Genomic DNA, 21559 nt, shown 5'->3' on the forward strand with positions numbered 1-21559 from the left:
TTCTCAAATTTGGCGCTAGCGTAGTTAGCCAACGATAGAAAACGGCAATAGAAAGGGCGATAGATGCCAGCAATCGTAGTATTGGTAAAAAACGTTCCTGATACCTGGTCGGCGAAATCTCTCAAGCAGGATTACACCCTTGATCGGGAAAGCGTTGACAATGTGCTCGATGAAGTTAATGAATATGCTGTGGAGCAGGCGCTACAGTTGCGGGATTCCTTAGACAACAGCGAGGTCGTGGCGCTTTCCGTGGCGCCAAATAACGGCCAAGAAGCTCTGCGAAAGGCCTTAGCTATGGGCGCAGATCGAGCTATTCAGGTAGCTGATGAGGCTCTCGCCGGCTCCGATATCATGGGCACCGCATGGGTAATTACAAATGCTCTCAATCTCGTTGATGATATTGCCCTCATTATCGCCGGACAAGCTTCCTCAGATGGCGCCATGGGAGCGCTGCCCGGCATACTAGCCGAATACCGCAGTTGCCCAGCGCTGACAAGTTGCACCGAAGTGAAGCTATCAGGTGCTACGGTTACTGCTACGCGCCAAACCCATTCCGGAATCTGGGAGGTCGAAGCGCAAATACCAGCGGTAATTTCGGTGACTGATCAGGCAGACAAGCCCAGGTTCCCAAATTTTAAGGGCATCATGGCCGCTAAGAAAGCAGAAATCCCCGTGTATAGCCTGGAGGATATTGGGGTGGCTGCCGAGCAGGTTGGTTTAGCCCATGCTGCTACGCGTATCACTCATGCAGTCTCACGCGGGGTGCGTGGTCGAGGAGAGACAATCTACGGCGATGCCGATACCCAAGCCGAGGCGGTAGTGGAATTCCTTGCCGCTAGGAATCTACTTACACGGAATTAAAGGAGCAAAGCTATGTCTCAAGCCTATATTCTCGTCGATTATGCTGGCGATACTCTTGCGCCCTCGACTATCGAGCTCTTGCATGCTGCTCGCGTCCTAGGATCTGTTACGGCTGTGGTGGTTGGTGAGCCCGGGAGTCATCTTCGCTTTGTCGAGGACTTAAAGGCACACGGCGCTGATACCATTATCGGGGCTGAGGTGGCCGATTATTCGCGTCGAACCATTATTCCTGAAGTTGATGCCCTAAGTATGCTTGCGGCTGGAAATCCTGGACCCATCGTAGTCAGCGCCGGCATTGAGGGCAATGAAATCGCTGGCAGGCTCGCTGCTCGACTCGCCTCGGGGGTGCTTTGCGATGTAGTAGCCATCAACTCCGATCGCAGCGCCACCATGAGCATCTTTGGAGACTCTATTGAAGTCAATGCAGTCGTAGGAGGTACCAGCCCAATTTATACGCTGCGCCAGGGTGCCGTTGATTCTCGCCAAGAGATTAGTGCAGGGGCTGGGGCTGTCAGCAGCTTCGCGCTTCCTTCTCACGGCGCTAAGGATTGCACTATTACGTCCTTTAGCCCAGTCGAGGCTGGCGAACGGCCGGATCTGAGTCAAGCAAAGGTAGTCATTTGTGCTGGCCGCGGAATTGACTCGGCCGAGAATTTCCACGAGCTCGCCGAACCTTTGGCCGATCTATTCGAAGGGGCGGTGGGTGCAACCCGCGATGTGGTTGACCTCGATTGGTATCCCGGGCAATACCAGGTGGGGCAGACAGGCGTGACTGTCAGCCCTGATCTCTACATTGGTCTCGGTATCTCTGGAGCCATCCAGCATACATCCGGAATGCAGACCTCGCGGACGGTCATCGTGATCAATAACGACGAGGACGCACCGTTTTTCCACATAGCGGATCTAGGTATAGTGGGTGACCTCCATGAGGTCGTGCCACTAGTGATTGAGAAGATCAAGGCTCGTCGTAGCTAAATAGGCCGCTAAATAGGCTGCGCTGCAATTAGGAGGGAGAAGCCTTGGTATACCTTGACCATGCCGCCACAACACCGATGCGCGCGGTCACCAAAAGTGCATGGCTGGAGGCGAGCACCTACCTGAATCCAGCCGGCCAGTATGGGGCAGGGCGACAGGCTCGAAGTGTGCTCGACGATGCCCGCGAACTCGTAGCCAGTCTCTTAGGTGCAGAACCCATTGAGGTTGTTTTCACAGCTAGCGGCACCGAAGCAGACAATCTCGCGATTCAGGGCTACTACGAGGCGCGGGGTGCCACCCACCCCCGAGTGATTAGTTCCGACATAGAGCACGCTGCTGTTTATGATACCGTACGCCATCTCGAGGCAAGCAGAGGAGCACACCTCGAGCTACTCTCTGCCGACCGTAGCGGCTTTATCCATGATGCCCACGACGCTCTCGACCAACCCGCGGCGGTGGCTAGTTTCATGTGGGCCAATAATGAAACTGGCGCGATACAACCAATATCGAGCCTCATTGCCGGAGCTGCCGCTACTGGTACCCCGGTCCATATTGATGCTGTCCAGGTGGCAGGCAAAATCCCCATCGATTTCGCGGCGCTGGGGGCTAGTTCGCTGGCTGTGTCCGGACACAAATTCGGTGGGCCCCGAGGTGTCGGAGTGCTGTTAGTGAAACGCAACCCCGCTCCACGTCCACTTTTCCATGGAGGGGGTCAAGAGCGAGGGCTACGGTCAGGGACCGTGGACGTTGCTGGAGCGTGGGCTCTTGCACGCGCGCTGGAGGAGGCAGTCGCGGACATCGACGCAGAAAATAGGCGCTTGGAACGGTTGAAGGAGAAAGTGCTTCGCACAGTTTCCGACACCGTTGATGACGTGCTGATCAATACTCCGGAGCTCTCCTTATCGAGCCATATAAATTTCTCTTTTCCCGGCTGTGAGGGGGATAGCCTCATCATGCTTCTCGACGCGATGAATATCGCTGCTTCAACCGGGTCCGCCTGTGCCAACGGAGTTAACCGTGCTTCGCGGGTGCTGCTGGCCCAGGGCCTCGATGACGCTACAGCGAGGGGAACCCTGCGCATTACCTTGGGCTATACCACCACCGAGGATGACGTCGATACGCTTTTAGCGGCGCTGCCTAAGGTAGTCGAACGAGCGCGAGCCGCTGGAATGGCGTCCACGTAGAAAAACTGCCTGCTCTGTAAGCAGGCAGTTTCTTTAATCGAAAGGAAGTTGGTTGAGGTCAGCTTCAGTCAGGGTTGATCTAGTCTCGCTCGGGGCCAGATTCTCGTCGCTGTCTGTATTGCTGTCTTCGTCGGTTGCGCGCATCCGGAATGCGTGGGGTAATACCTCCTCGTTGTCGATGCCGAACCCTTTAGCGTAGGTGGGCCAGGAATCCTCCATATCACGGACCCAGTAGGACCAGGTGTGGACGCCTGTATTGCGGAAATTATAGGTCGCCGGGATCCCCAGGTGATCTAGTTTCGCTTTAAGATCATGAGTGCATGAATTGGTTGCAGCCTCGATCACTCCACCGGATACCGTCACTTCGGCAGACCCTCCCAAGGCTTCCGTGCTTTGCTCCGGGGTACTTGTCTTGAAATTAACAAAAGAGCTAAATACCTCGCTTGCGGAAACTAGGCCCGAACCATTGGAGATATAGATCGTTTTATCGCGAAGTCCAGGAGCTTGGATCAAAGCATCATGGGCCTTGTTGCGCTCGGATCCCAAAGGGCCCCATATTGACGCTGGGCTCTCCCCGTCGCGGTTCACGGTGAATTGAGCCCATAGGGCTGGTAGCGGCTTCGATGTAGCAGCGCAGCCAGAATATGAACCGACTACATCATAGAAATCGGGATTGCGCTCGGCTAGTAGTAGCGACGAGGTCGCAGACATACTCATACCTACGATGCCCCGGCGCTGACTGTCAGCCTCCAGTTCTGCCTCTAAAGGGCCAGGTAATTCTTTAGTAAGGAAGGTCTCCCAGCGCTGCGGCCCCTTGAGATAGGTATCGCCTTGGGGTTCCTTCAGCCAATCCACATAATAGGAAAAGGCACCACGCATCGGGATGACCACATTGATATTCTTTTTCCAGTAAAAATCGAGCGCTTGAGTATTACTTACCCACGTCACACGTTGCTCACCGCCACCGGCACCATTGAGCAAATAGAGAATCGGTCGATTGGGGTCTTTAGCCTTAATAACCACCAACGGAATACTACGATTATTCATAGACGGTGAGGTCGCCTGAATCTCCACAATTCGATCATCACCGTGGCGCTGGTTGAAATAATCAATCCGTTGCCGGAAACGATCATCGTTGAACTCGGCATCAGCGGGGCGATCTTCTGGACGCATCACCGTCAATTGCGATAAAGCCACAGGAACGGCTTCTGCAGGATCTTCTTCTGCGATGGAGAGTTCTGTCTGTGAGGGTGCGGCGATCTCATCCCTGAGGGTCTCCGTACCTAAAACTTCGGCTGACACGAGGTTGTCAGCAGCAGTAAAAGATGAGTCTTCTGCATGACTGAGAGCTGGATGAGCTACCAAGCTCGCAACTAAAAAACTGATCGCTGTAAGACCTACGGACGATTTACTCATAACGCTCCTTGCGAGAGGGACAACCTGGTTGGAAATCTTAGTGCACTTAGAATAGCAGCCTTTATCTAACTACAATCGTCGCCATTGCTTGCCCGCTATGATCAGTCATGCAGAATCTTACCGCTGGCACAAAATTGCTTAACCCACTCCTCATCCTTATATTGAGCTGGAACCGCACCGCGCAACAGCATCTTTGTCATATGAGGTGCCTGATCACGTAAAGGCAGGGGAGAAGAAGAAGCGAGTAAAATCATATTCCCATAGCGTCGCCCTTTCAGCATCGCAGGATCGGCAATCGCCGCGCGGTAGGGAAAAATCTCTCCCATAGTTTTCAATTCCGATTTAGCTAGACTGAGATCGGAGTGGTCTCCGCAATTTGCGCAGTACAGACCGCTGGAGTCTAGGGAGGCAGCCACCTGATGGAAAAACTCAATAGTTCTAAGAGATGAAGGAGTTTGATCACCGGCGAATACGTCTCGAATGATGATGTCTCGCGAGCGATCGACAAAGGAATCAGTCACAGTACGAGCATCGCCCACTCGAATTTTCAACTGGGGGCTGCGGGGCAGATCAAACCACTCGCGCACCATACGAGCTAAATCTCCATCGATTTCCACCACAGTATTTCGGGACGCCGGATACCGTGCCACCATATACCTTGCCAGCGAACATGCCCCACCTCCTAGGTGCGTCACCCGCAACTTCTGCGGATCCAGGCAGTTCTCCACCCACGGCTCAATTGCAGCCACAATCCACCGCATATACTCATATTCAAGGCGGAGAGGGTCTTGGCTGATATGAGAAGACGGAACCCCGTTGACTAAAACCTCCCAGTCGCCCGGGCTGAAACTGTCTGCTCGCACCTCCACGCTTCCCGAGGACGTAGGATAAATTCCAGCCAGCTCGGACTTATCGGGAGTCTTCTTGTTTAGATGTGATAATCGTTGTTTTCGGCCCACAGTGCTCTAATACTAGAGTAGTAGACTCGCATTATCATCGACGCTCGAAAGAAGAGAGGGGCTTATGAGAGTTCTTGCAGCAATGAGCGGTGGCGTTGATTCCGCCGTCGCCGCCGCCCGCGCAGTACAAGCCGGCCACGAGGTCATCGGCGTTCACCTTGCTCTTTCTCGCGATCCGAAGTCCGTGCGCGAATCCTCCCGCGGATGCTGCTCTCTTGAAGATTCAGCCGATGCGCGCCGGGTATGCGATAAACTCGGTATTCCCTTCTACGTGTGGGACTTCTCTGACCGCTTCAAGACCGAGGTTATCGACGATTTTGTGGACTCCTATGAGCGCGGCGAAACCCCTAACCCCTGCTTAAGATGTAACGAAAAAATCAAATTTGAGGCCCTCCTCGAACGCGGGATTGCGCTAGGATTCGACGCCGTGGTTACCGGACACTACGCTCAGTTGACGCAAGTTGGTGACGGCGGCGATGGATATCTCCGCCGCGGGATCGATCCGCAAAAGGACCAGTCCTATGTTTTAGGTGTACTCGGGGCGAAGGAAATCGCACATTGCATGTTTCCTGTCGGCGATACGATTAAACCCGACATTAGACAAGAGGCAGCAACATTGGGTTTCTCGGTGGCAACCAAGCCGGACTCCTACGATATCTGTTTTATTCCCGACGGAAATACCCAAGCCTTCTTAGGAGCGCGCATCGGCCTCAGGCCAGGGATGATTGTTGACACCGAGGGCCGAGAGCTGCGCAGCCACGACGGGGCATGGAATTATACTATTGGTCAAAGAAAAGGTCTCGATATCAAGGAACCAGCTGCTGATGGTCAACCCCGATATGTCACTGATATTGATGCGTCAACCGGGACAGTGACAGTAGGTGCCAGAAAAGATCTCGAGGTCCGCACTATCACAGCTGATCGCCTCAAATACCTGCATCCTGATATGACTGGTGAATTTGAGGCTGAAGTTCAAGTTCGCGCTCACGGTTCGGTCGTACCGTGCACTGTTGTTATCGATCGCGAACGCGATACCATGACCATCGACCTTCATCATCCTCTTAGCGGTGTGGCGCGCGGGCAAGCGGCTGTCATCTATCGACCCGACCCTGGCGGAGATATTGTCTTGGGCTCCGGCACAATTTCTGGGACGAAGAACTAATGGATGCTTTTGCACGCGGCGAGTTCCCAGGAACAGACCTTGAAAGTGCTGCCGATATAATCTCCAGCGAAACGGGGAGCCTGCGAGCGATTCCACGGCTCGTGCAACGAGGCCTTGGTGCTGATCTGGTTGGACACACCATGGCCGTCATCGAAGAACTGCCTGTCGATATCGGACCCCGCTCATGGCGGCTTAGTGCCCGGCCGCAGCAGATCAGTAGGCGCCTATTCGATATGAGGGAAAGGGATCTGGACCAATTAGTGGAATTCTGGGGTCGAGGGGATATTCACTGTCACGTCATGGGCCCATGGTCACTGGCGAGCAGGATAGAGCTGCCTCGGGGACATCGCGCCATTACCGATCGCGGAGCAGTGGAGGAGATTTTTACGCTCTTCGCCGCTGGGGTGCAGCAGCATATACTCGACCTAAAGAAACGCTTTGGAAAACGGGTAACGCTCGCCATTTATGAGCCGGACGTGAAGGACCTCATGCGCGGAACGCTTCCAGGAACGAGTGACTTTGATCGAATCCCAGCGATGAACATGGAGGACCTCGCGCCTCGGTTGGCGCACTGTGTTTCTGTGCTGCCCAACGATAATACGTGGCTATACCTGCGCTCTCGCGAAGACTTTCAGATTGTCCAGCACGCTCAGTTTCCCGGGCTCATGGCTGATATCGATTCACTATGTACCGCTGAGATCCTCGATGCCTGCGGCGAAGCAGTTGCCTCAGGCATGCCGCTAGCGCTTGGCGCCGTCAACCCAAAAAAGCCATATGAGTCAGAAACAGATTTAGCCCAGCGAGTCATCCGGCTTGCAGATGAGTGGGCCATTGATCGCTGCCTGCTGCTCGAACGCCTCTCGATTACCCACACCGGCGACCTGAGTGAGGGTAGTCAGCTGGATGCCGCGCACACCCTCGAACGAGTGCGAAAGGTAGCGCAGATTTTAGAATATGCTGGCAGTGACCTCTAATAGCTTCCTTATGTGTGTGCTCTCCGCACCTGCACGGGCCACGAGGTATTGACTTCGTCTGCATCCTTGCCCTCACCTTGGAGATAGCGCGCGAGAGAACTTTGAATCTCGTGATATCCCACAGCTTGGAACTCCATCAATTCTTCCATGGATCGATCGGAGATATCGGTCTTGAACGTGTGCTTTGCTTGTTTCCACGCAATACGAGCAGCCGCTAGAGCGTCTGCGGTGGCTTCGTGAGCATTATCAATTTTAACCCCATAAAATTCACAAAGATCTGTCAAAGTCCGGCGGCCCTTACGGTAGCGATCTAAGGTTTTGTCGATCACATAGGGATCAAAAACGGGACCATTGATGAGAAAACTCGGGTCGAGGTGGTGCAAGACGGAGAGATCATAGGCGGCATTAAAAACAATAAGTGTATATCCCTGCTCCCAGCCCTTAGTGATCGTGGCAATAGTCTCATTGAGTACGTCATTGTGGGGGCGGCCGTGGGTACGCGCATAGTCGGTAGAGATTCCGTGCACGTTGGTTGCTTCCTCCGGTATGTCCACTCCTGGGTCCGCCAACATCTCATACGGGTGGGCGCCATCGGTATCGATGGTGATGAGCGCAGACGTTACTATTCGCGCCTCGAAGGGCTGCGCAGACGTGGTCTCGAGATCAAAGCTGATGACTTTTTGCGGGTCGAAGGGGTGAAGAAGCGCGTCCATAAAGATACCTTCCAGGGGAGGATGAGGGGGAGACCTTCATCAAAGTCGATGAGCCACCCAGGTTTTGTCCCTATCAGTGTAGATCACAGTCGCGACACCAAAGCTGTGAGGTGGATGACGAAAGTACGGAATTATTACTACACTCTAAGGCTATGACAAGTGAGACGAGTAAAGAGTCGGACTACAGCGATATCTATCAGCAGTGGCAAAAATTGGCGGCCACGATCACCGATCACCGGGATCTCTACTATCAAGGCTCTCCGAAGATAAGTGATCAAGAATTCGACCGACTTTTTCAAGAATTACTCGCCCTGGAAGAAGCGCATCCGCAGTTAAAAACGCCGGATAGCCCTAGTGCTCAAGTTGGTTCACCAGTAAAAGAATCTAGCTTTGAAAACGTTGAGCATCTGGAGAAGATGACTAGCTTGGACAATGTCTTCAACGCTGAGGAACTCGACGAGTGGCTTAAGAAAACCCCAGCTGATGACTATATTACCGAACTAAAAATCGATGGGCTATCGCTTGCGCTCGTCTACCGCCGTGGTGTTCTAGAACGCGCAGCTACGAGAGGGGACGGGCGCGTGGGAGAAGACGTGACAGAGAACGCCAAGGTCATCGAAGATATCCCGCACCGACTCCACGAGCACCCCGAGTTCCCCATTCCAGACGTTGTGGAAGTGCGCGGCGAAGTCTTTATCACTGTTGAGGATTTCGGGCTCGTTAACGAACAACGGCAAAAGGATGGTGGTAAGCCATTCGCCAATCCTCGTAATGCGGCCGCTGGATCGCTGCGTCAGAAGGACGTTGAGGCCGTGAAGCGCCGCAGACTGAGGCTCCTTTGCCACGGCATTGGCTACAGCGAGGGTTTTGAGCCTGTTACACAGTCAGCAGCCTACGAAGCCCTCGATGCTTGGGGATTACCAGTGTCCAAATACTCACAAGTGGTTACCAGTTCGGCGGAAGTGCACCAACGGGTGAGCTACTGGGAAAAACACCGAGGTGATGCACTTCATGAGATGGATGGCCTTGTCATCAAGGTGAATTCACGCGCTCAACAGGCCCAACTGGGAGCAACCTCTAGAGCGCCACGCTGGGCCATCGCCTACAAATACCCTCCAGAAGAAGTTACAACTAAGCTCCTTGACATAAGGGCCTCAGTGGGACGTACCGGCCGAGTTACACCTTTTGCCATTATGGAACCAGTTTTCGTGGCCGGATCGACGGTTTCTATGGCCACATTGCACAACCAGACGGAGGTTAAGCGCAAAGGCGTTCTGATCGGTGATACCGTAGTCGTGCGTAAAGCAGGAGAGATCATTCCAGAAGTCTTAGGCCCAGTGGTGGAGGACCGTGACGGAAGTGAATACGACTTCGTTTTTCCCACGTATTGTCCGAGTTGCGGTACAGTCCTCGCGCCGCAAAAAGAAGACGACGCCGATTGGCGCTGCCCCAATACTCGTTCATGCCCTGCACAGCTGTCAGCCCGCCTGAGTTATATAGGTGGACGCGGAGCCTTTGATATCGAAGCGCTAGGTGAAAAGGGTGCCCAGGATCTCATAGCCTCCAAAGTTCTCAACGATGAGGCCGGGCTTTTCGATTTAACTGCTGAGGATCTCGAACGAACGGGCGTCTATACCACCAAGAAGGGAACTATCAACGCTAGTGCCCGGAAACTGCTCAAGAATCTTGAGAGCGCCAAGCATACCGAATTGTGGAGGGTCATCGTGGCCCTGTCAATTCGTCACGTGGGACCGATCGCGGCGCGCGCGATAGCGAATAGGTATCGCAGCATGGCTGCCGCCCGTGCCGCGGATATCGAGGACCTTGCCGAAACCCCAGGCGTAGGAACCATTATTGCGCAGAGCTTTAAGGAATGGTTCGAGGTTGATTGGCACCAGGATATCGTCGACAGATGGGCCGCTAGCGGGGTTACCATGGAAGAGAATGCTCGCGAGGAGCTGCCACAAACGCTAGCTGGTTTAACCGTCGTGGTAACGGGCACCTTGGAGGGGTATACCCGTGATTCCGTGAAGGAGGCGATTATTGCTCGTGGTGGCAAAGCCAGTGGCTCTGTATCTAGAAAGACTGATTACGTTGTCGTGGGGGCCAACGCAGGGTCTAAGGAAACGAAGGCTCGCGACTTAGGTTTACGGATTCTCAACGAAGAGGAGTTCCGTGAGCTCATTGAAACTGGGAACATCGGAAATGCTGCGGGCACTGCTGACTAGGCATCGAAGCTAAAGTATGCCCGTGGTCAGCTCGGGCCGCGGGCATGCTTCGTGGTTCTTCTAGTCTTGAAGCATCCTGGATAGGATCGTGCCAAAATTACCCATATGTTCTACCTCTCCCGGTAAATAATCGGGTCCGCCTACTCTGCCGATGATAAGGACGAGTCCAGAGTGGCCTAGGGGTGCCGCTGCGAGAGAAGAGTCGAGCAAGGACCACGACTCCGGAATCCAGGCTTCTTCTTCAGGGTTGAGAATGCGCGCCTTGGGAATATTAAGCTGCGAAGGTGCGGAGCCATCGTCGCCGGGTGCGGCATCGGATGCGGTCACTCGGCTCACAGGACTGCCATCTTGGAGGAGGATGGCCCAACTCGAGGTGATGGCCTGGGGGATCCGATCCACGAGGGCGGCAATAGTGTCAGAGTGAGAGGACGCACCTGCCACGGCTGCGAGCATGGCAATTTGACCGCGTCGATCGACAGTTCCGGAAAAAGGCCGAATGGAGTCTACTTCGACGCCTGGGACCGAGGTGGCAGCCGAAATGAGGGTATCGGCCATGGCATGACCAGGCAGATGGACTACCATATCATCCATGGCGGTACCATCGGGGAGTGTTTCTATGACATCGACCGATTTGATATTGCCATCGATTAATCCAATAGCCTCTGCGAGTAGTCCCAGGCTACCGGGAGTATCGGGAAGCAAGACGCGGATTAAGTACTTCACCGAGTATCACAGCCTTTCTTAGAGTACTGACCTTTACTTCTCATGAAGGATCCATGACTGAGGGCTAACGAAAGGCCAGACTTCCTATCTTAGACTCTCGGGGCTCCTATGCTCCGTAGCGCTCCAGCGCGTTTCGGCAATTACCAGCCACCACGATTGGGGCAACCCCTTGAACTCCTCTGGACCCTCTAGACCCTCTAGATCTCAGAAACGCGCCTAGTTGCAAAACTATGATGCACCCACCTGATAGCGCGGTGCTCATTGTGTCTCCATGGCGGCTCATGACGCTTAGGTGTGACGATCGCTGGGCATCCGCGTTACCGCGCGAGTGAGGAGCGAAGATTTGGCATGGAATAGCTCCACGTTCGATAGGTGCCCTAAGATGGTGGTTACACCTATATGTTCACCATCCAAATCGAGGTAGTGAACATCGAATTGACTGCAGTAAGGATACGACTAACAGTGCCTGATATTTCGCGCAATGAAGTTGCTCACCTGGCTAAGCTCGCCCGCTTGGCTCTAACAGATGAAGAATTGGATCGGTTTGCAGAGCAGATCGACAGTATCGTGGCTAATGTTTCCGCGGTTCAAAAGGTCTCGGTTGAGGGAGTTGAGCCGATGAGTCATCCGCACTCAATTCCAACGCGGATGCGGGAGGACAGAGTAGAGCCCACATTAACCGCGGAGCAAGCTCTGGACCAGGCGCCCAAGGTTGCCGAGCAGCGTTTCGTCGTACCTCAGATTTTGGGAGAGTAAACTAGCATGACCAGTAAATATATATGGAATTCTGAATCTGCCCCAGAGCTCGTTAAGCTCTCGGCGGCAGAGCTAGCAGAGAAAATTCACTCCCGCGAAGTCTCCTCGGTAGAGGTGACCCAAGCTCATCTTGATCGTATTGCTGACATTGATGACGACATCCACGCTTTCCTTCATATTGGAGCTCAGCAAGCTCTTGAGGCGGCGGAAAAAGTTGATGAAGCTCTCGACCGCGGGGAGCAACCCGCCTCTGCACTAGCAGGTGTGCCATTGGCACTTAAGGATGTATTTACCACCACTGACGCTCCTACGACCTGCGCTTCAAAGATACTTGAAGGGTATATATCGCCGTACGATGCCACGGTAACGTCTAAGATTCGAGCAGCTGGAATCCCAATTTTAGGTAAAACAAATATGGACGAATTTGCCATGGGCTCGTCCACGGAAAATTCCGCCTACGGTCCTACCCATAATCCGTGGGATTTGGAGCGCACTGCCGGTGGCTCCGGAGGTGGCTCAGCTGCTGCCTTAGCGTCTGGTGAGGCTCCTTTGGCTATTGGAACTGATACAGGTGGATCAATTAGGCAGCCCGCAGCTTTGACCAGCACAGTAGGCGTGAAACCAACCTATGGTACGGTCTCGCGTTATGGTCTAGTGGCATGCGCATCGTCTCTGGATCAGGGCGGCCCGACCGCGCGCACGGTACTGGACACAGCTCTTCTCCATGAGATTATTGCAGGTTATGACCGATTTGATGCGACAAGCGTGAACCGCTCTGTTGCGCCTGTTGTTGAGGCTGCACGACGGGGTCAGAGTGGCGACTTAACCGGCGTGCGGCTTGGTGTGGTCAAGCAATTCGACCGGGAAGGCTACCAAGATGGTGTATTGCAGCAATTCCACCGGTCTGTGGAGCAGCTACAATCCCAAGGTGCTGATATCGTGGAGGTCGATTGCCCCCATTTCGATGATGCACTCGCAGCCTACTACCTCATTCTGCCGTGTGAAGTGTCCTCGAACCTTGCCCGCTTTGATGGCATGCGCTATGGCTTGAGAGCCGGTGATGACGGGCAACGCTCCGCGGAAGAGGTGATGTCTCTAACGCGTGCCGAAGGCTTCGGGCCCGAAGTCAAGAGGCGCATCATTCTTGGAACTTATGCACTCTCAGTAGGTTATTACGATGCCTATTACCTGCAGGCGCAGCGTGTGCGAACGCTCATCGCCCAAGATTTCGCGCGCGCTTTTGAGCAGTGCGACGTGCTGATTTCCCCCACCACGCCTACCACCGCCTTCAAACTGGGGGAGAAGGTCTCCGATCCAATGGCAATGTACAACTTTGATTTGTGCACCCTGCCTCTAAATCTTGCTGGTTTGTGTGGCATGTCGGTCCCAGCAGGATTGGCCACCGATACCCAGCTGCCGGTGGGCTTGCAGTTGATGGCCCCCGCTTTTGCTGATGACCGTCTTTACCATGTCGGAGCGGCATTCGAACAAGGTCGTTCCTGATAGGGGGACTGGCAATTAAAAGCCCGCCGGATTTTACCGGCGGGCTTTTAATTGCCAAAACACACTGCTAAACTAATTACTAGCACTTCGAAGTGAGCTGATGGGAATTTTCCCATGGGAACACCCAGTGAGATTCTGGGGACTGACGCGCAGCGGTGAGCGGGGACTTCCTACTCTCGAGTTATTTATAGCAACCACTGGCCAATTCCATGGCTGGGAAGGTGAGAGGGTAATGAGGGTTGATCCGCGAAGTCCGAAGACCGATCAGCTCGTGACCGTTAGTAATCGCCTCGCGTTCTAGGTAGATGCTGATACTACGAGGATCTTTCCGGCATAGCAGGTCCGTTATAGTGCCTTAGGTTCGATCAGCCCTCCGTCAAAAGGGCTGGTACACCTATCGCCATAATGCTCCTAAGTGCACGCGCCACGCAGAACCGTGGGGCAGTAGCAGAAAAGTGAGTCAGTCGATCGTATTGAGGTCACTGTCAGCCGGAAAAGTTTTGTCAGGCTTCCTCCGGGACCAAACGATCGACAGGCGCTTGTGATGCGCGGAAAATGCTGCCTCCTCCCTGCTGACGCACCTTTTGATGAAACAGGAAATAGGTTATCGTCGTCGCACCTTTTTTGAGGAAAGCCTCGACGCTGAGGGAATATGATCTCGAAGTTTTTCCCACCCCTTTTAGCTTCGAGTAATTTTATTTCGGTGCCGAACATGGACTCAAATAGTCTCAAGATTCATCTTGGGGGCTGAGCTTAAAAAAGGTCCAACCTATTTCCTGTTTCACCCATGCCTTAATTTAGTGATTTTAGTTTGTTATTTGATATGCATTTAGCGGATAAAATGGCATCGCCAATGAAACGGTTGGCTGTCAGAGCTTTCGCTGCGCAGTCCACAAACCAGAGGGTATCGGGGGTTCTGTAGGAGACGGGGAATGAGTCAGTCGGCGTGTGAAACCCGGGGAATAAGCCAGATGTGTCGGCAATCGTAATAACTGCTGCTCGTACAGTTAAGAAGCGTATTAGGGGAGAGCTTGCTTAGGCGATTTATCACAATCAATGGTGGTAGTGGATACCGGGAAAAACGGGGGTAAAGAGATTAGTCTTTTTTATTGTTTAGATAACATTTTCACCTTTCAGTTACGTTACGTCAGGTGTATGAGCTACCATTACCGCTGAGCTTTCATTAGAAAGCTAGCGTTAGTAACAAGTATCTAGACAAGCTGCTTTGCTACCGCTTTTTTTGGAATAATAGAGGTTCGTTAGTGCTAAAGTTTCGGTGGCTCACACCCGTTCTCTTTCTCACCTTGCTGGGTTTTACAGCGGTGAGTTTTGTGCTTTCCTTAACCTTTGGTGCGGTTGAATATCCCGCAGCAGATGTTCGAAACGTAGTGATGGCCCACCTCGCAGGTGGAATGGGAGATGACCCAGCACTTGATGCGGTTGTGTGGGAGCTTCGCGCCCCTCGAGGCCTGCTAGCTATCATCGTGGGCGCCGGTTTGGCGCTAGCAGGTGTGGCCATGCAGACTCTGGTGCGCAATCCTCTCGCAGATCCCTATCTTCTTGGCGTTTCCTCTGGCGCTTCAGTGGGAGCAACTGCGGTTATCACATGGGGAATATTCTCTTCCTTCGGTCTCTACTCGCTCTCGGTGGGTGCTCTGATTGGCGCCCTCGTTGCTACCGTCAGCGTATACACCATCACTCTAGCCCAAGGAGGTCTGACCCCTTTGCGCCTGATACTTACTGGTGTTGTACTTTCGTCGGCTTTTTCTGCCCTGGCAAGCTTCCTCGTTTTTTGGGGACCAGATCCCCGTGCCGCTCAAGGAGTAATGTTCTGGATGCTAGGCTCAGTCTCAGGCGGACAGTGGGATAAGCTGCTGATTCCGGTCGTAGTCGTTGTTATCAGCTACCTCATCCTCAGCTTATGCGCTAATGATCTCGATGCTTTAGCTTCAGGCCCTGACACCGCTAGTGCTTTGGGGGTAAAGGTGCCACAGCTTAGGCGTTTACTCTTTTTCCTCCAAGCCCTGTTGGTGGGATCGATGGTCGCTGTTGCTGGCGGCATCGGATTCGTTGGCTTGGTTATTCCACACCTTGCCCGAATGGTGGTGGGCTCTCTGCACCGTCGATTGCTACCCATTGCGATGGCGATGGGTGGGCTGTTTCTCCTTTGGGTTGATGTGTTAGCGCGTATCGCCGCCGCTCCACAAGAAATTCCGCTCGGTGTGGTGACCGGTGTGATTGGCGCACCAATATTCCTGATTCTCATGAGTCGCGGTCGCTATACCTTTGGGAGTGCATCATGACCTTACTTGAAGTTAAAAACGTTGCTGCGGGATTTAATCAAAGGTCGGTTGTTCACGATGCTTCCTTTAGGGTGGCGAATGGATCCTTCACAGCACTCGTAGGAGTCAACGGTGCAGGTAAATCGACACTGCTTCGCGCTATTGCGGGCATCACTCCGGTTCTATCTGGCCATGTGCACCTCGACGGACACGATATCCACCGTATGCCGTCAAAAAAGCGAGCCCAAGCTCTCAGTTTCATCGGGCAGGATGAGGTTCCGTTGGGTGATCTCACCGTTCATGAGATGGTAGCTATGGGGCGTATGCCGCATCTAAAGAGCTGGCAAATTGGCGGCAGAAAAGAGCAGACGATTATTGAATCATGTTTAGACATGGTGGATATGGTCGGCCTTGCGGAGCGCCGCTGTGAGCAGCTATCTGGCGGTCAGCGTCGATTAGCTCTGATCGCAAGAGGGCTAGCTCAGCAGGCACCCATGATGATCCTGGATGAGCCGACCAATCACCTTGATGTTCACCACCAGCACCATCTCCTGCAGTTATTGAAGAACTCGGGATTAACCATTCTTGCTACTATTCACGATCTCGATCTTGCGGTTGCATACTGCGATCAAGTTGTGGTGCTCCATGAGGGCGGGATCTTGGTTGCAGGGACTCCTGTCGAGGTACTAAATTCGCAAACCTTAAGACAGGTCTTTGATGTCTCAGCTTTTGTATTCGATTTTGAGACAACAGAACACCCCCATCTAGTTGTGGATTCTCTCTGATAGATTCTGCACCAGTACGACCCAGCTCAGAAGGGCTGGAGAAAGAAAACCTAATGAAAAATATCTGGAATAACAAGAGCATCGGCGCCCTAGTGATTAGCGCCTTCGTTTTAACTGGCTGCGCAAATAATGAGCAGGCCGTTAACCCTGCCACCTCGGGCGCTGCCGACAGCCAAATGACTAAGGCAGCTGAAGGCGAAGGAGTCACTGTTACTAACTGCGGCGAAGAGGTGACCTTCTCGAAGGCCGACAATCTATTCGTCAACGACGGCAATATCATCTCCATCGTCATGTCGGCTGGTGCTCGCGAGAATATCAAATATGTCTCGTCTGTCCAGCGCGATATGGATATTCTCAGGGCCAAATACGGTGAGGAGGTCGATGGCTTAGTTGATGTGGCTGAGCAGTACCCGTCTCTCGAAGAGATCGTATCCAAGCAACCTGATATTTATGTAGCTGGGTGGGGCTACGGCTTCAGTGAGGGTAAAAATATCACTCCAGAGGCACTCAAAGAGCAAGGCATCGACTCGTATTTCCTCACGGAATCATGCCGCCAAGAGGATGGCGACCGCGGTATCGTTGACCCCTGGACCGCTGTGACCACCGATATCAAGAATATCGCCGCCATCACTGGACACAAGGAGAACGCCGATAAGGTCGTTGCCGATATCAACTCCCGCCTGAATAAATTGGAAAACGCCGCGAAGGCTGAGAAGACCCCTGTAGGCTTCCTTTTCGATTCTGGCAGTGACACCATCTTTACCTCTGGCCGGTTCGGTGCTCCGCAAGCCATCCTAGAGGCTGCTGGCTCCGAAAATGCAGCCGCTGATATTGACAACACATGGACCACTGTGAGCTGGGAGCAAATGTCCGCGAAATCCCCAGATTTCTTCGTTTTCGTGGAATATCCAGGACAAGAATTCGATGAGAAGGTGAAGATCCTCAAGGAGCACCCAGTGACCAAGGATCTCCCAGCTGTCAAGGAAAACCGCTTTATCAACCTGCCGTATGCGATGTGGACCTCCGGCCCGCTCAATATCGATGCTGCTGAGCACGTACGGAAGGGCTTGGAAAAATTTGACCTCGTTCCTGCTTCGAACCTGACTCCCAAGCTTGATTTGCCAGATTCTGTTCCTGGTAAGGAGTTCTTCGTCGGCTAGTAGCCGCTGATTTTGCTCTACAGTCAACCGCCTCTGTCTGTGACGAGGCGGTTTTTCACCCCCTACTTTGCTATACCTCAGATTCGGCTAAGCTGTGCTGCAAAGCTAGTACCGGGGAAAGGGTATACAGTTGCCTCAGTTGACGCGCTCTCCAAAAAATACCGTATGGGTTTACCTCCTATCAGCCGCCTTATCCAATTTTGGCAACTCCATTGCTGGGACTGTGTGGCCATGGCTAGTCCTCGTACGCACGGGAGATCCGGCTTCCGCTGCACTGGTGGCCGCTCTCATTGCTATTCCCTCGGTGGTGTTTTCCGTTGTCGGCGGCCAACTCATCGATACCTTTGGCCGGAAACGTATGAGCGTAATCTCCGACACCATTTCTGCTTTAAGCATCGTGAGCGTGATCATCGTTGATCAACTTTTGGGGCTTAATATATGGTGGTTCGTGATTATAGGGATCTTTGGGGCAATCGGCGACGTCCCAGGTTACGCCGCGCGTAGTGCCCTCCTGGGAGATGTCGCTCAAACCTCTCAACGCACCTTGAAGTGGTTAGCGGGTGCTAGTCAGACGGTGGGCGCGATGACCTTTCTTGTTGGTCCAGCACTTGCCGGTGTACTTATTGCAGCGTTCCCTATCACTCAAGTTCTGTGGATTACCGCGTTATGTTCTTTCTTAGCCGCGCTGGTGACGTGGTCGCTGCGTTTGAAACCCAGTCAAGAGGCAGCAGAAACCTCAGACAATCCTCTGCAGGGCTGGCGAGCATGGACCAACCTGTTAAAAAGCGGGCCTATACGATTGCTTGCTATCACCAGTGGTATCTCTCAAATCTTAGTCATGCCTTATATCATTATTGTGGTTCCAGCCCACTTTCAGGCCACCGAGAATCCTCTCGGTATGGGCATGGTGCTTTCGAGTTTCGCTATTGGGATGATGGCCGGCGGTGTTCTAAGTACTACAATCTCTTCCAAAAATAAGTTCTGCCCGTGGAGTATTGCTCTTCTCAGTTACAGCATTGGGTTTTCTATGATGTCAGTCCTACAGTGGGAATGGGTCGTGATCGCGGGGACTGCTATTGCCGGAATTGGCGGCGGATTAATTAATCCTCTGCAAGCGGTCATCATCACCGAGAATGCCGCCGAGCACGTGCGAGGGCGAGCGTTTTCGCTCCTCGGTGCCATTGCCTTATTAACTCAACCCATGGGATTATCAGCCGCAGCATTTTTCCTGGAATTCACGACCATCTATGTTCTTGCCACAGCGGTTGCGGGAATTTGGCTCATTGTTGCTATATGGGCTGCCGTTTATGGAGCGCGAGTGCTGCACCCGAGCAAAACAGCGTAGTAGGATCGTACCGGTGACTGATATAAGTGAGAAGCAGGCATGGCGGGCGCTGGCAGCCTTGTGTATTGGCTTCTTTATGATTTTACTTGACCAAACAATCGTTGCCGTTGCCACCCCTGAAATCCAAGCCGAACTGGGTGCCACGCTCAATCAAGTGGTGTGGGTATCGAGTATTTATTTACTCTTCTTCGCGGTCCCTATCCTTGTTACCGGACGCTTAGGTGACCGATATGGACAGCGTCGGATGTATATCACGGGTATGTCTATCTTCACGGCAAGCTCGCTGGCTTGTGGACTGGCTCCCACGATTGACATTCTCATTGTAGCGCGCGCTTTCCAAGGGATCGGGGCGGCTATTATGACACCCCAAACAATGAGTGTGGTTAACCGGATTTTTCCGCGCGATCGACGTGGTGCGGCCCTCGGGGTTTGGGGTGCGGTTGCAGGACTTGCCACTTTGCTTGGCCCAATTCTCGGCGGAGTCTTAGTCAGCAGTGTGGGATGGCAGTGGATTTTTCTGGCGAATATCCCTCTCGGAATTCCTTCGATTATTGCGGTTTATTACTGGGTTCCAAAGCTCCCGCGAACCGCTAAGGCAATAGACACCGTAAGTGTTGTTGTGGCAATAGTCGCTATGTCCTGTTTCATTTTTGCGGTTCAGCAGGGTCCCGAGCTCGGGTGGCCCTGGTGGTTGTGGATCCTTCTCGCCATCGGACTGCTAGGTATCGGGTATTTTATTCGACGTCAGGCTGATGTGGCTGCTCGCGCCGAGGATGCTCTCGTTCCTTTGGAAATTTTCAAGGACAAGAATTTTTCCCTTGCCGCTTTCTCCATATCGACCATGGCTTTTGCGGTTGGGGGTGTGATGCTCCCTATGATGATTTACCTCCAAGACGGGCACCAATTAAGCGCGCAAGATGCGGGTTTTATGCTCATTCCCATGTCCGTTCTAGCGGGCGTTTTGGCTCCTTTTGTCGGCAGGTTATCGGATCGGCTTCATCCACGAATCCTCTCTACTATTGGGTTTAGCTGTATGCTCTGTGCTGCCTGTGCGCTGTTTGTCGTTATGCGCGAAGGATGGAGCTACTGGTGGTTGTTGCTTCCTGTGGTTTTGCTTGGTTTTGGAAATGGTTTCGTGTGGTCGCCTAATTCCGCCACCGCCCTGCGAGACCTTCCTGTTTCGCAGCTAGGAGCAGCTTCAGGGGTATATAATACGACCCGTCAGGTGGGTTCAGTGGTTGGGACCGCCATGATCGGCGCCTTAATGCAGCACGGTATGGCGCATTCTGCTTCGGTCAAAGACGCTATGGGTTTTTCCATGATTGCAGCCGTCATCGCGCTGGCTTTTGGCCTGCTAGCCGTAATCCAATTCAACGACCCGTCAGCGAAAAAGAATGCTCGTGTGCGAGAAAACTCACAACTCTAGGAAAGACCAGCTCAACACCACAATACCCATTTTTACCGATCGGACATTTTTTCAAGTATAAGCTAGGATAACAATCATGCGTATTGCCACTTTAACCTCCGGCGGCGACTGCCCCGGCCTGAATGCTGTTATTCGAGGAATCGTTCGTACCGCCACCGAGTACGGCTCCACAGTAGTGGGCTATCAAGATGGTTGGGTAGGCCTCATGGAAGATCGCCGTGTGCAGCTTTACGACGATGAAAGTATCGATCGTATTCTCTTACGTGGCGGTACCATACTTGGTACCGGCCGACTGCACCCTGACCGTTTTAAGAGTGGGGTTGACCAGATCAAGGCAAATCTCGCTGACGCAGGGATCGATGCTCTCGTACCCATCGGTGGCGAGGGAACCTTGAAGGGCGCTCAGTGGCTCGCAGATAACGGGATCCCTGTTGTAGGTGTCCCTAAAACAATCGACAACGACGTCAACGGAACCGATTTCACCTTTGGTTTTGATACGGCAGTATCAGTAGCAACAGACTCGATTGACCGTTTGCACACTACCGCAGAATCGCACAACCGCGTGATGATCGTGGAGGTTATGGGTCGGCATGTCGGTTGGATTGCCTTGCACGCAGGTATGGCTGGTGGCGCTCACTATATTGTGATACCTGAGGTTCCTTTTGATATTGCGGAAATCTGCAAGGCAATGGAACGTCGCTTCCAAATGGGCGAAAAGTACGGCATTATTGTGGTTGCTGAAGGTGCACTGCCCAAGGAAGGCACCCTGAATTTTGATGAGGGTGAAGAGGATCAATTTGGTCACAAGACCTTTAATGGCATCGGTCATGTGATCGGTGAGGAAATCAAAAAACGTCTGGGACACGATGTTCGCACCTCGGTGTTGGGACATATTCAACGCGGCGGTACTCCCACCGCCTTTGACCGAGTTCTTGCCACTCGCTATGGCGTTCATGCAGCTCGTGCTTGCCACAACGGAAACTTTGGTAAGTGTGTGGCTCTGCATGGAGAACATATCGAGCTCATCGATTTGCAAGAAGCAGTTGGCAGTTTGAAAGCTGTTCCAGCCGGCCGGTATCGCACCGCCCAAGCCCTCTTTGGCTAATA

General features: G+C 53.2%; 18 protein-coding genes and 1 riboswitch. Of the genes, 14 read left to right on the forward strand and 4 right to left on the reverse strand.

Features of this window, described 5'->3' with window-relative positions; all coding sequences use genetic code 11:
* Positions 1-63 precede the first annotated feature (63 nt).
* Genes NXS13_RS05355 through NXS13_RS05365 form a run of 3 tightly spaced genes read left to right on the forward strand, consistent with a single transcriptional unit; the run spans position 64 to position 3020 of the window.
* The gene (locus NXS13_RS05355; RefSeq protein ID WP_259077950.1) at positions 64-861 is read left to right on the forward strand and encodes an electron transfer flavoprotein subunit beta/FixA family protein; all 798 of its coding nucleotides are present in this window, start codon (positions 64-66) and stop codon (positions 859-861) included.
* Between the two features lie 12 nt (positions 862-873).
* Positions 874-1836 carry an electron transfer flavoprotein subunit alpha/FixB family protein gene (locus NXS13_RS05360; RefSeq protein ID WP_259077949.1) on the forward strand — a complete coding sequence of 321 codons (963 nt, stop codon included), beginning with the start codon at positions 874-876 and terminating at the stop codon, positions 1834-1836.
* A gap of 44 nt (positions 1837-1880) precedes the next feature.
* Positions 1881-3020, forward strand: coding sequence for a cysteine desulfurase family protein (locus NXS13_RS05365; protein ID WP_259289465.1), 1140 nt, complete (start codon positions 1881-1883; stop codon positions 3018-3020).
* A gap of 33 nt (positions 3021-3053) precedes the next feature.
* Here the strand turns inward: NXS13_RS05365 and NXS13_RS05370 are convergent, their stop codons facing one another.
* Both NXS13_RS05370 and NXS13_RS05375 read right to left on the reverse strand, forming a co-directional pair.
* On the reverse strand, positions 3054-4436 hold the full coding sequence (locus NXS13_RS05370) for an alpha/beta hydrolase family protein (protein WP_259289466.1): 1383 nt from the start codon (positions 4434-4436) through the stop codon (positions 3054-3056).
* Between the two features lie 101 nt (positions 4437-4537).
* Complete coding sequence (locus NXS13_RS05375) at positions 4538-5395, reverse strand: spermidine synthase (RefSeq protein ID WP_396124730.1); 858 nt, start codon at positions 5393-5395, stop codon at positions 4538-4540.
* A 64-nt stretch (positions 5396-5459) separates the two neighbouring features.
* Here NXS13_RS05375 and mnmA point away from each other — a divergent pair, with 64 nt between their 5' ends.
* Together mnmA and NXS13_RS05385 are read left to right on the forward strand one after the other, a co-directional pair.
* Positions 5460-6557 carry a tRNA 2-thiouridine(34) synthase MnmA gene (gene mnmA, locus NXS13_RS05380; protein WP_259289467.1) on the forward strand — a complete coding sequence of 366 codons (1098 nt, stop codon included), beginning with the start codon at positions 5460-5462 and terminating at the stop codon, positions 6555-6557.
* Entirely contained in the window at positions 6557-7531 is a 975-nt protein-coding gene (locus NXS13_RS05385) for a hypothetical protein (RefSeq protein WP_259158349.1), read from the forward strand. Before mnmA ends, NXS13_RS05385 begins: the two co-directional genes overlap by 1 nt.
* A gap of 8 nt (positions 7532-7539) precedes the next feature.
* Here the strand turns inward: NXS13_RS05385 and NXS13_RS05390 are convergent, their stop codons facing one another.
* On the reverse strand, positions 7540-8244 hold the full coding sequence (locus NXS13_RS05390) for an exonuclease domain-containing protein (RefSeq protein ID WP_259077939.1): 705 nt from the start codon (positions 8242-8244) through the stop codon (positions 7540-7542).
* A 152-nt stretch (positions 8245-8396) separates the two neighbouring features.
* On the opposite strand from NXS13_RS05390, the gene ligA reads away from it, so the two are divergent.
* Positions 8397-10472 (forward strand): NAD-dependent DNA ligase LigA, encoded by a 2076-nt coding sequence (ligA, locus tag NXS13_RS05395; RefSeq protein ID WP_259289468.1) that lies wholly within the window; start codon positions 8397-8399, stop codon positions 10470-10472.
* Between the two features lie 60 nt (positions 10473-10532).
* On the opposite strand, the gene NXS13_RS05400 is transcribed toward ligA, so the two are convergent.
* Positions 10533-11195, reverse strand: coding sequence for an amino acid-binding ACT domain protein (locus NXS13_RS05400; RefSeq protein ID WP_259077934.1), 663 nt, complete (start codon positions 11193-11195; stop codon positions 10533-10535).
* Between the two features lie 462 nt (positions 11196-11657).
* Between NXS13_RS05400 and gatC the strand changes: the two genes are divergently transcribed.
* The 8 genes from gatC to NXS13_RS05440 all read left to right on the forward strand — a co-directional run bounded on the left by gatC (position 11658) and on the right by NXS13_RS05440 (position 21557).
* The gene (gene gatC, locus NXS13_RS05405) at positions 11658-11951 is read left to right on the forward strand and encodes an Asp-tRNA(Asn)/Glu-tRNA(Gln) amidotransferase subunit GatC (protein ID WP_259077932.1); all 294 of its coding nucleotides are present in this window, start codon (positions 11658-11660) and stop codon (positions 11949-11951) included.
* 6 nt (positions 11952-11957) lie between these two features.
* A complete protein-coding gene (gene gatA / locus NXS13_RS05410) occupies positions 11958-13454 on the forward strand; it encodes an Asp-tRNA(Asn)/Glu-tRNA(Gln) amidotransferase subunit GatA (RefSeq protein ID WP_259077930.1) in 1497 nt (498 codons plus the stop codon).
* Between the two features lie 81 nt (positions 13455-13535).
* Positions 13536-13738, forward strand: a riboswitch (cobalamin riboswitch).
* Between the two features lie 978 nt (positions 13739-14716).
* Positions 14717-15757, forward strand: coding sequence for an iron ABC transporter permease (locus tag NXS13_RS05415; protein WP_259077928.1), 1041 nt, complete (start codon positions 14717-14719; stop codon positions 15755-15757).
* Positions 15754-16521 carry an ABC transporter ATP-binding protein gene (locus tag NXS13_RS05420; RefSeq protein ID WP_259077926.1) on the forward strand — a complete coding sequence of 256 codons (768 nt, stop codon included), beginning with the start codon at positions 15754-15756 and terminating at the stop codon, positions 16519-16521. The genes NXS13_RS05415 and NXS13_RS05420 overlap by 4 nt, the downstream gene beginning before the upstream one ends.
* A 53-nt stretch (positions 16522-16574) precedes the next feature.
* The gene (locus tag NXS13_RS05425) at positions 16575-17681 is read left to right on the forward strand and encodes an ABC transporter substrate-binding protein (RefSeq protein ID WP_259077924.1); all 1107 of its coding nucleotides are present in this window, start codon (positions 16575-16577) and stop codon (positions 17679-17681) included.
* A 139-nt stretch (positions 17682-17820) separates the two neighbouring features.
* Entirely contained in the window at positions 17821-19026 is a 1206-nt protein-coding gene (locus NXS13_RS05430; protein WP_259289469.1) for an MFS transporter, read from the forward strand.
* Positions 18989-20452 (forward strand): MDR family MFS transporter, encoded by a 1464-nt coding sequence (locus NXS13_RS05435; RefSeq protein WP_396124933.1) that lies wholly within the window; start codon positions 18989-18991, stop codon positions 20450-20452. The genes NXS13_RS05430 and NXS13_RS05435 overlap by 38 nt, the downstream gene beginning before the upstream one ends.
* Before the next feature lie 76 nt (positions 20453-20528).
* The gene (locus NXS13_RS05440; RefSeq protein WP_259077915.1) at positions 20529-21557 is read left to right on the forward strand and encodes an ATP-dependent 6-phosphofructokinase; all 1029 of its coding nucleotides are present in this window, start codon (positions 20529-20531) and stop codon (positions 21555-21557) included.
* Positions 21558-21559: the final 2 nt, after the last annotated feature.

It is taken from the genome of Corynebacterium sp. ES2730-CONJ (assembly GCF_024834055.1).
In the GTDB taxonomy this organism is placed as follows: Bacteria; Actinomycetota; Actinomycetes; order Mycobacteriales; family Mycobacteriaceae; genus Corynebacterium.

Bases quoted from the DNA above. Each gene is read 5' to 3' on its own strand.
- gatA (WP_259077930.1), top strand. From the start codon at position 11,958: ATGACCAGTAAATATATATGGAATTCTGAATCTGCCCCAGAGCTCGTT.
- NXS13_RS05420 (WP_259077926.1), top strand. From the start codon at position 15,754: ATGACCTTACTTGAAGTTAAAAACGTTGCTGCGGGATTTAATCAAAGG.
- NXS13_RS05370 (WP_259289466.1), bottom strand. From the start codon at position 4,436: ATGAGTAAATCGTCCGTAGGTCTTACAGCGATCAGTTTTTTAGTTGCG.
- NXS13_RS05360 (WP_259077949.1), top strand. From the start codon at position 874: ATGTCTCAAGCCTATATTCTCGTCGATTATGCTGGCGATACTCTTGCG.
- NXS13_RS05440 (WP_259077915.1), top strand. From the start codon at position 20,529: ATGCGTATTGCCACTTTAACCTCCGGCGGCGACTGCCCCGGCCTGAAT.
- NXS13_RS05355 (WP_259077950.1), top strand. From the start codon at position 64: ATGCCAGCAATCGTAGTATTGGTAAAAAACGTTCCTGATACCTGGTCG.
- ligA (WP_259289468.1), top strand. From the start codon at position 8,397: ATGACAAGTGAGACGAGTAAAGAGTCGGACTACAGCGATATCTATCAG.
- NXS13_RS05385 (WP_259158349.1), top strand. From the start codon at position 6,557: ATGGATGCTTTTGCACGCGGCGAGTTCCCAGGAACAGACCTTGAAAGT.
- NXS13_RS05435 (WP_396124933.1), top strand. From the start codon at position 18,989: ATGGAGCGCGAGTGCTGCACCCGAGCAAAACAGCGTAGTAGGATCGTA.
- NXS13_RS05390 (WP_259077939.1), bottom strand. From the start codon at position 8,244: ATGGACGCGCTTCTTCACCCCTTCGACCCGCAAAAAGTCATCAGCTTT.
- NXS13_RS05425 (WP_259077924.1), top strand. From the start codon at position 16,575: ATGAAAAATATCTGGAATAACAAGAGCATCGGCGCCCTAGTGATTAGC.
- mnmA (WP_259289467.1), top strand. From the start codon at position 5,460: ATGAGAGTTCTTGCAGCAATGAGCGGTGGCGTTGATTCCGCCGTCGCC.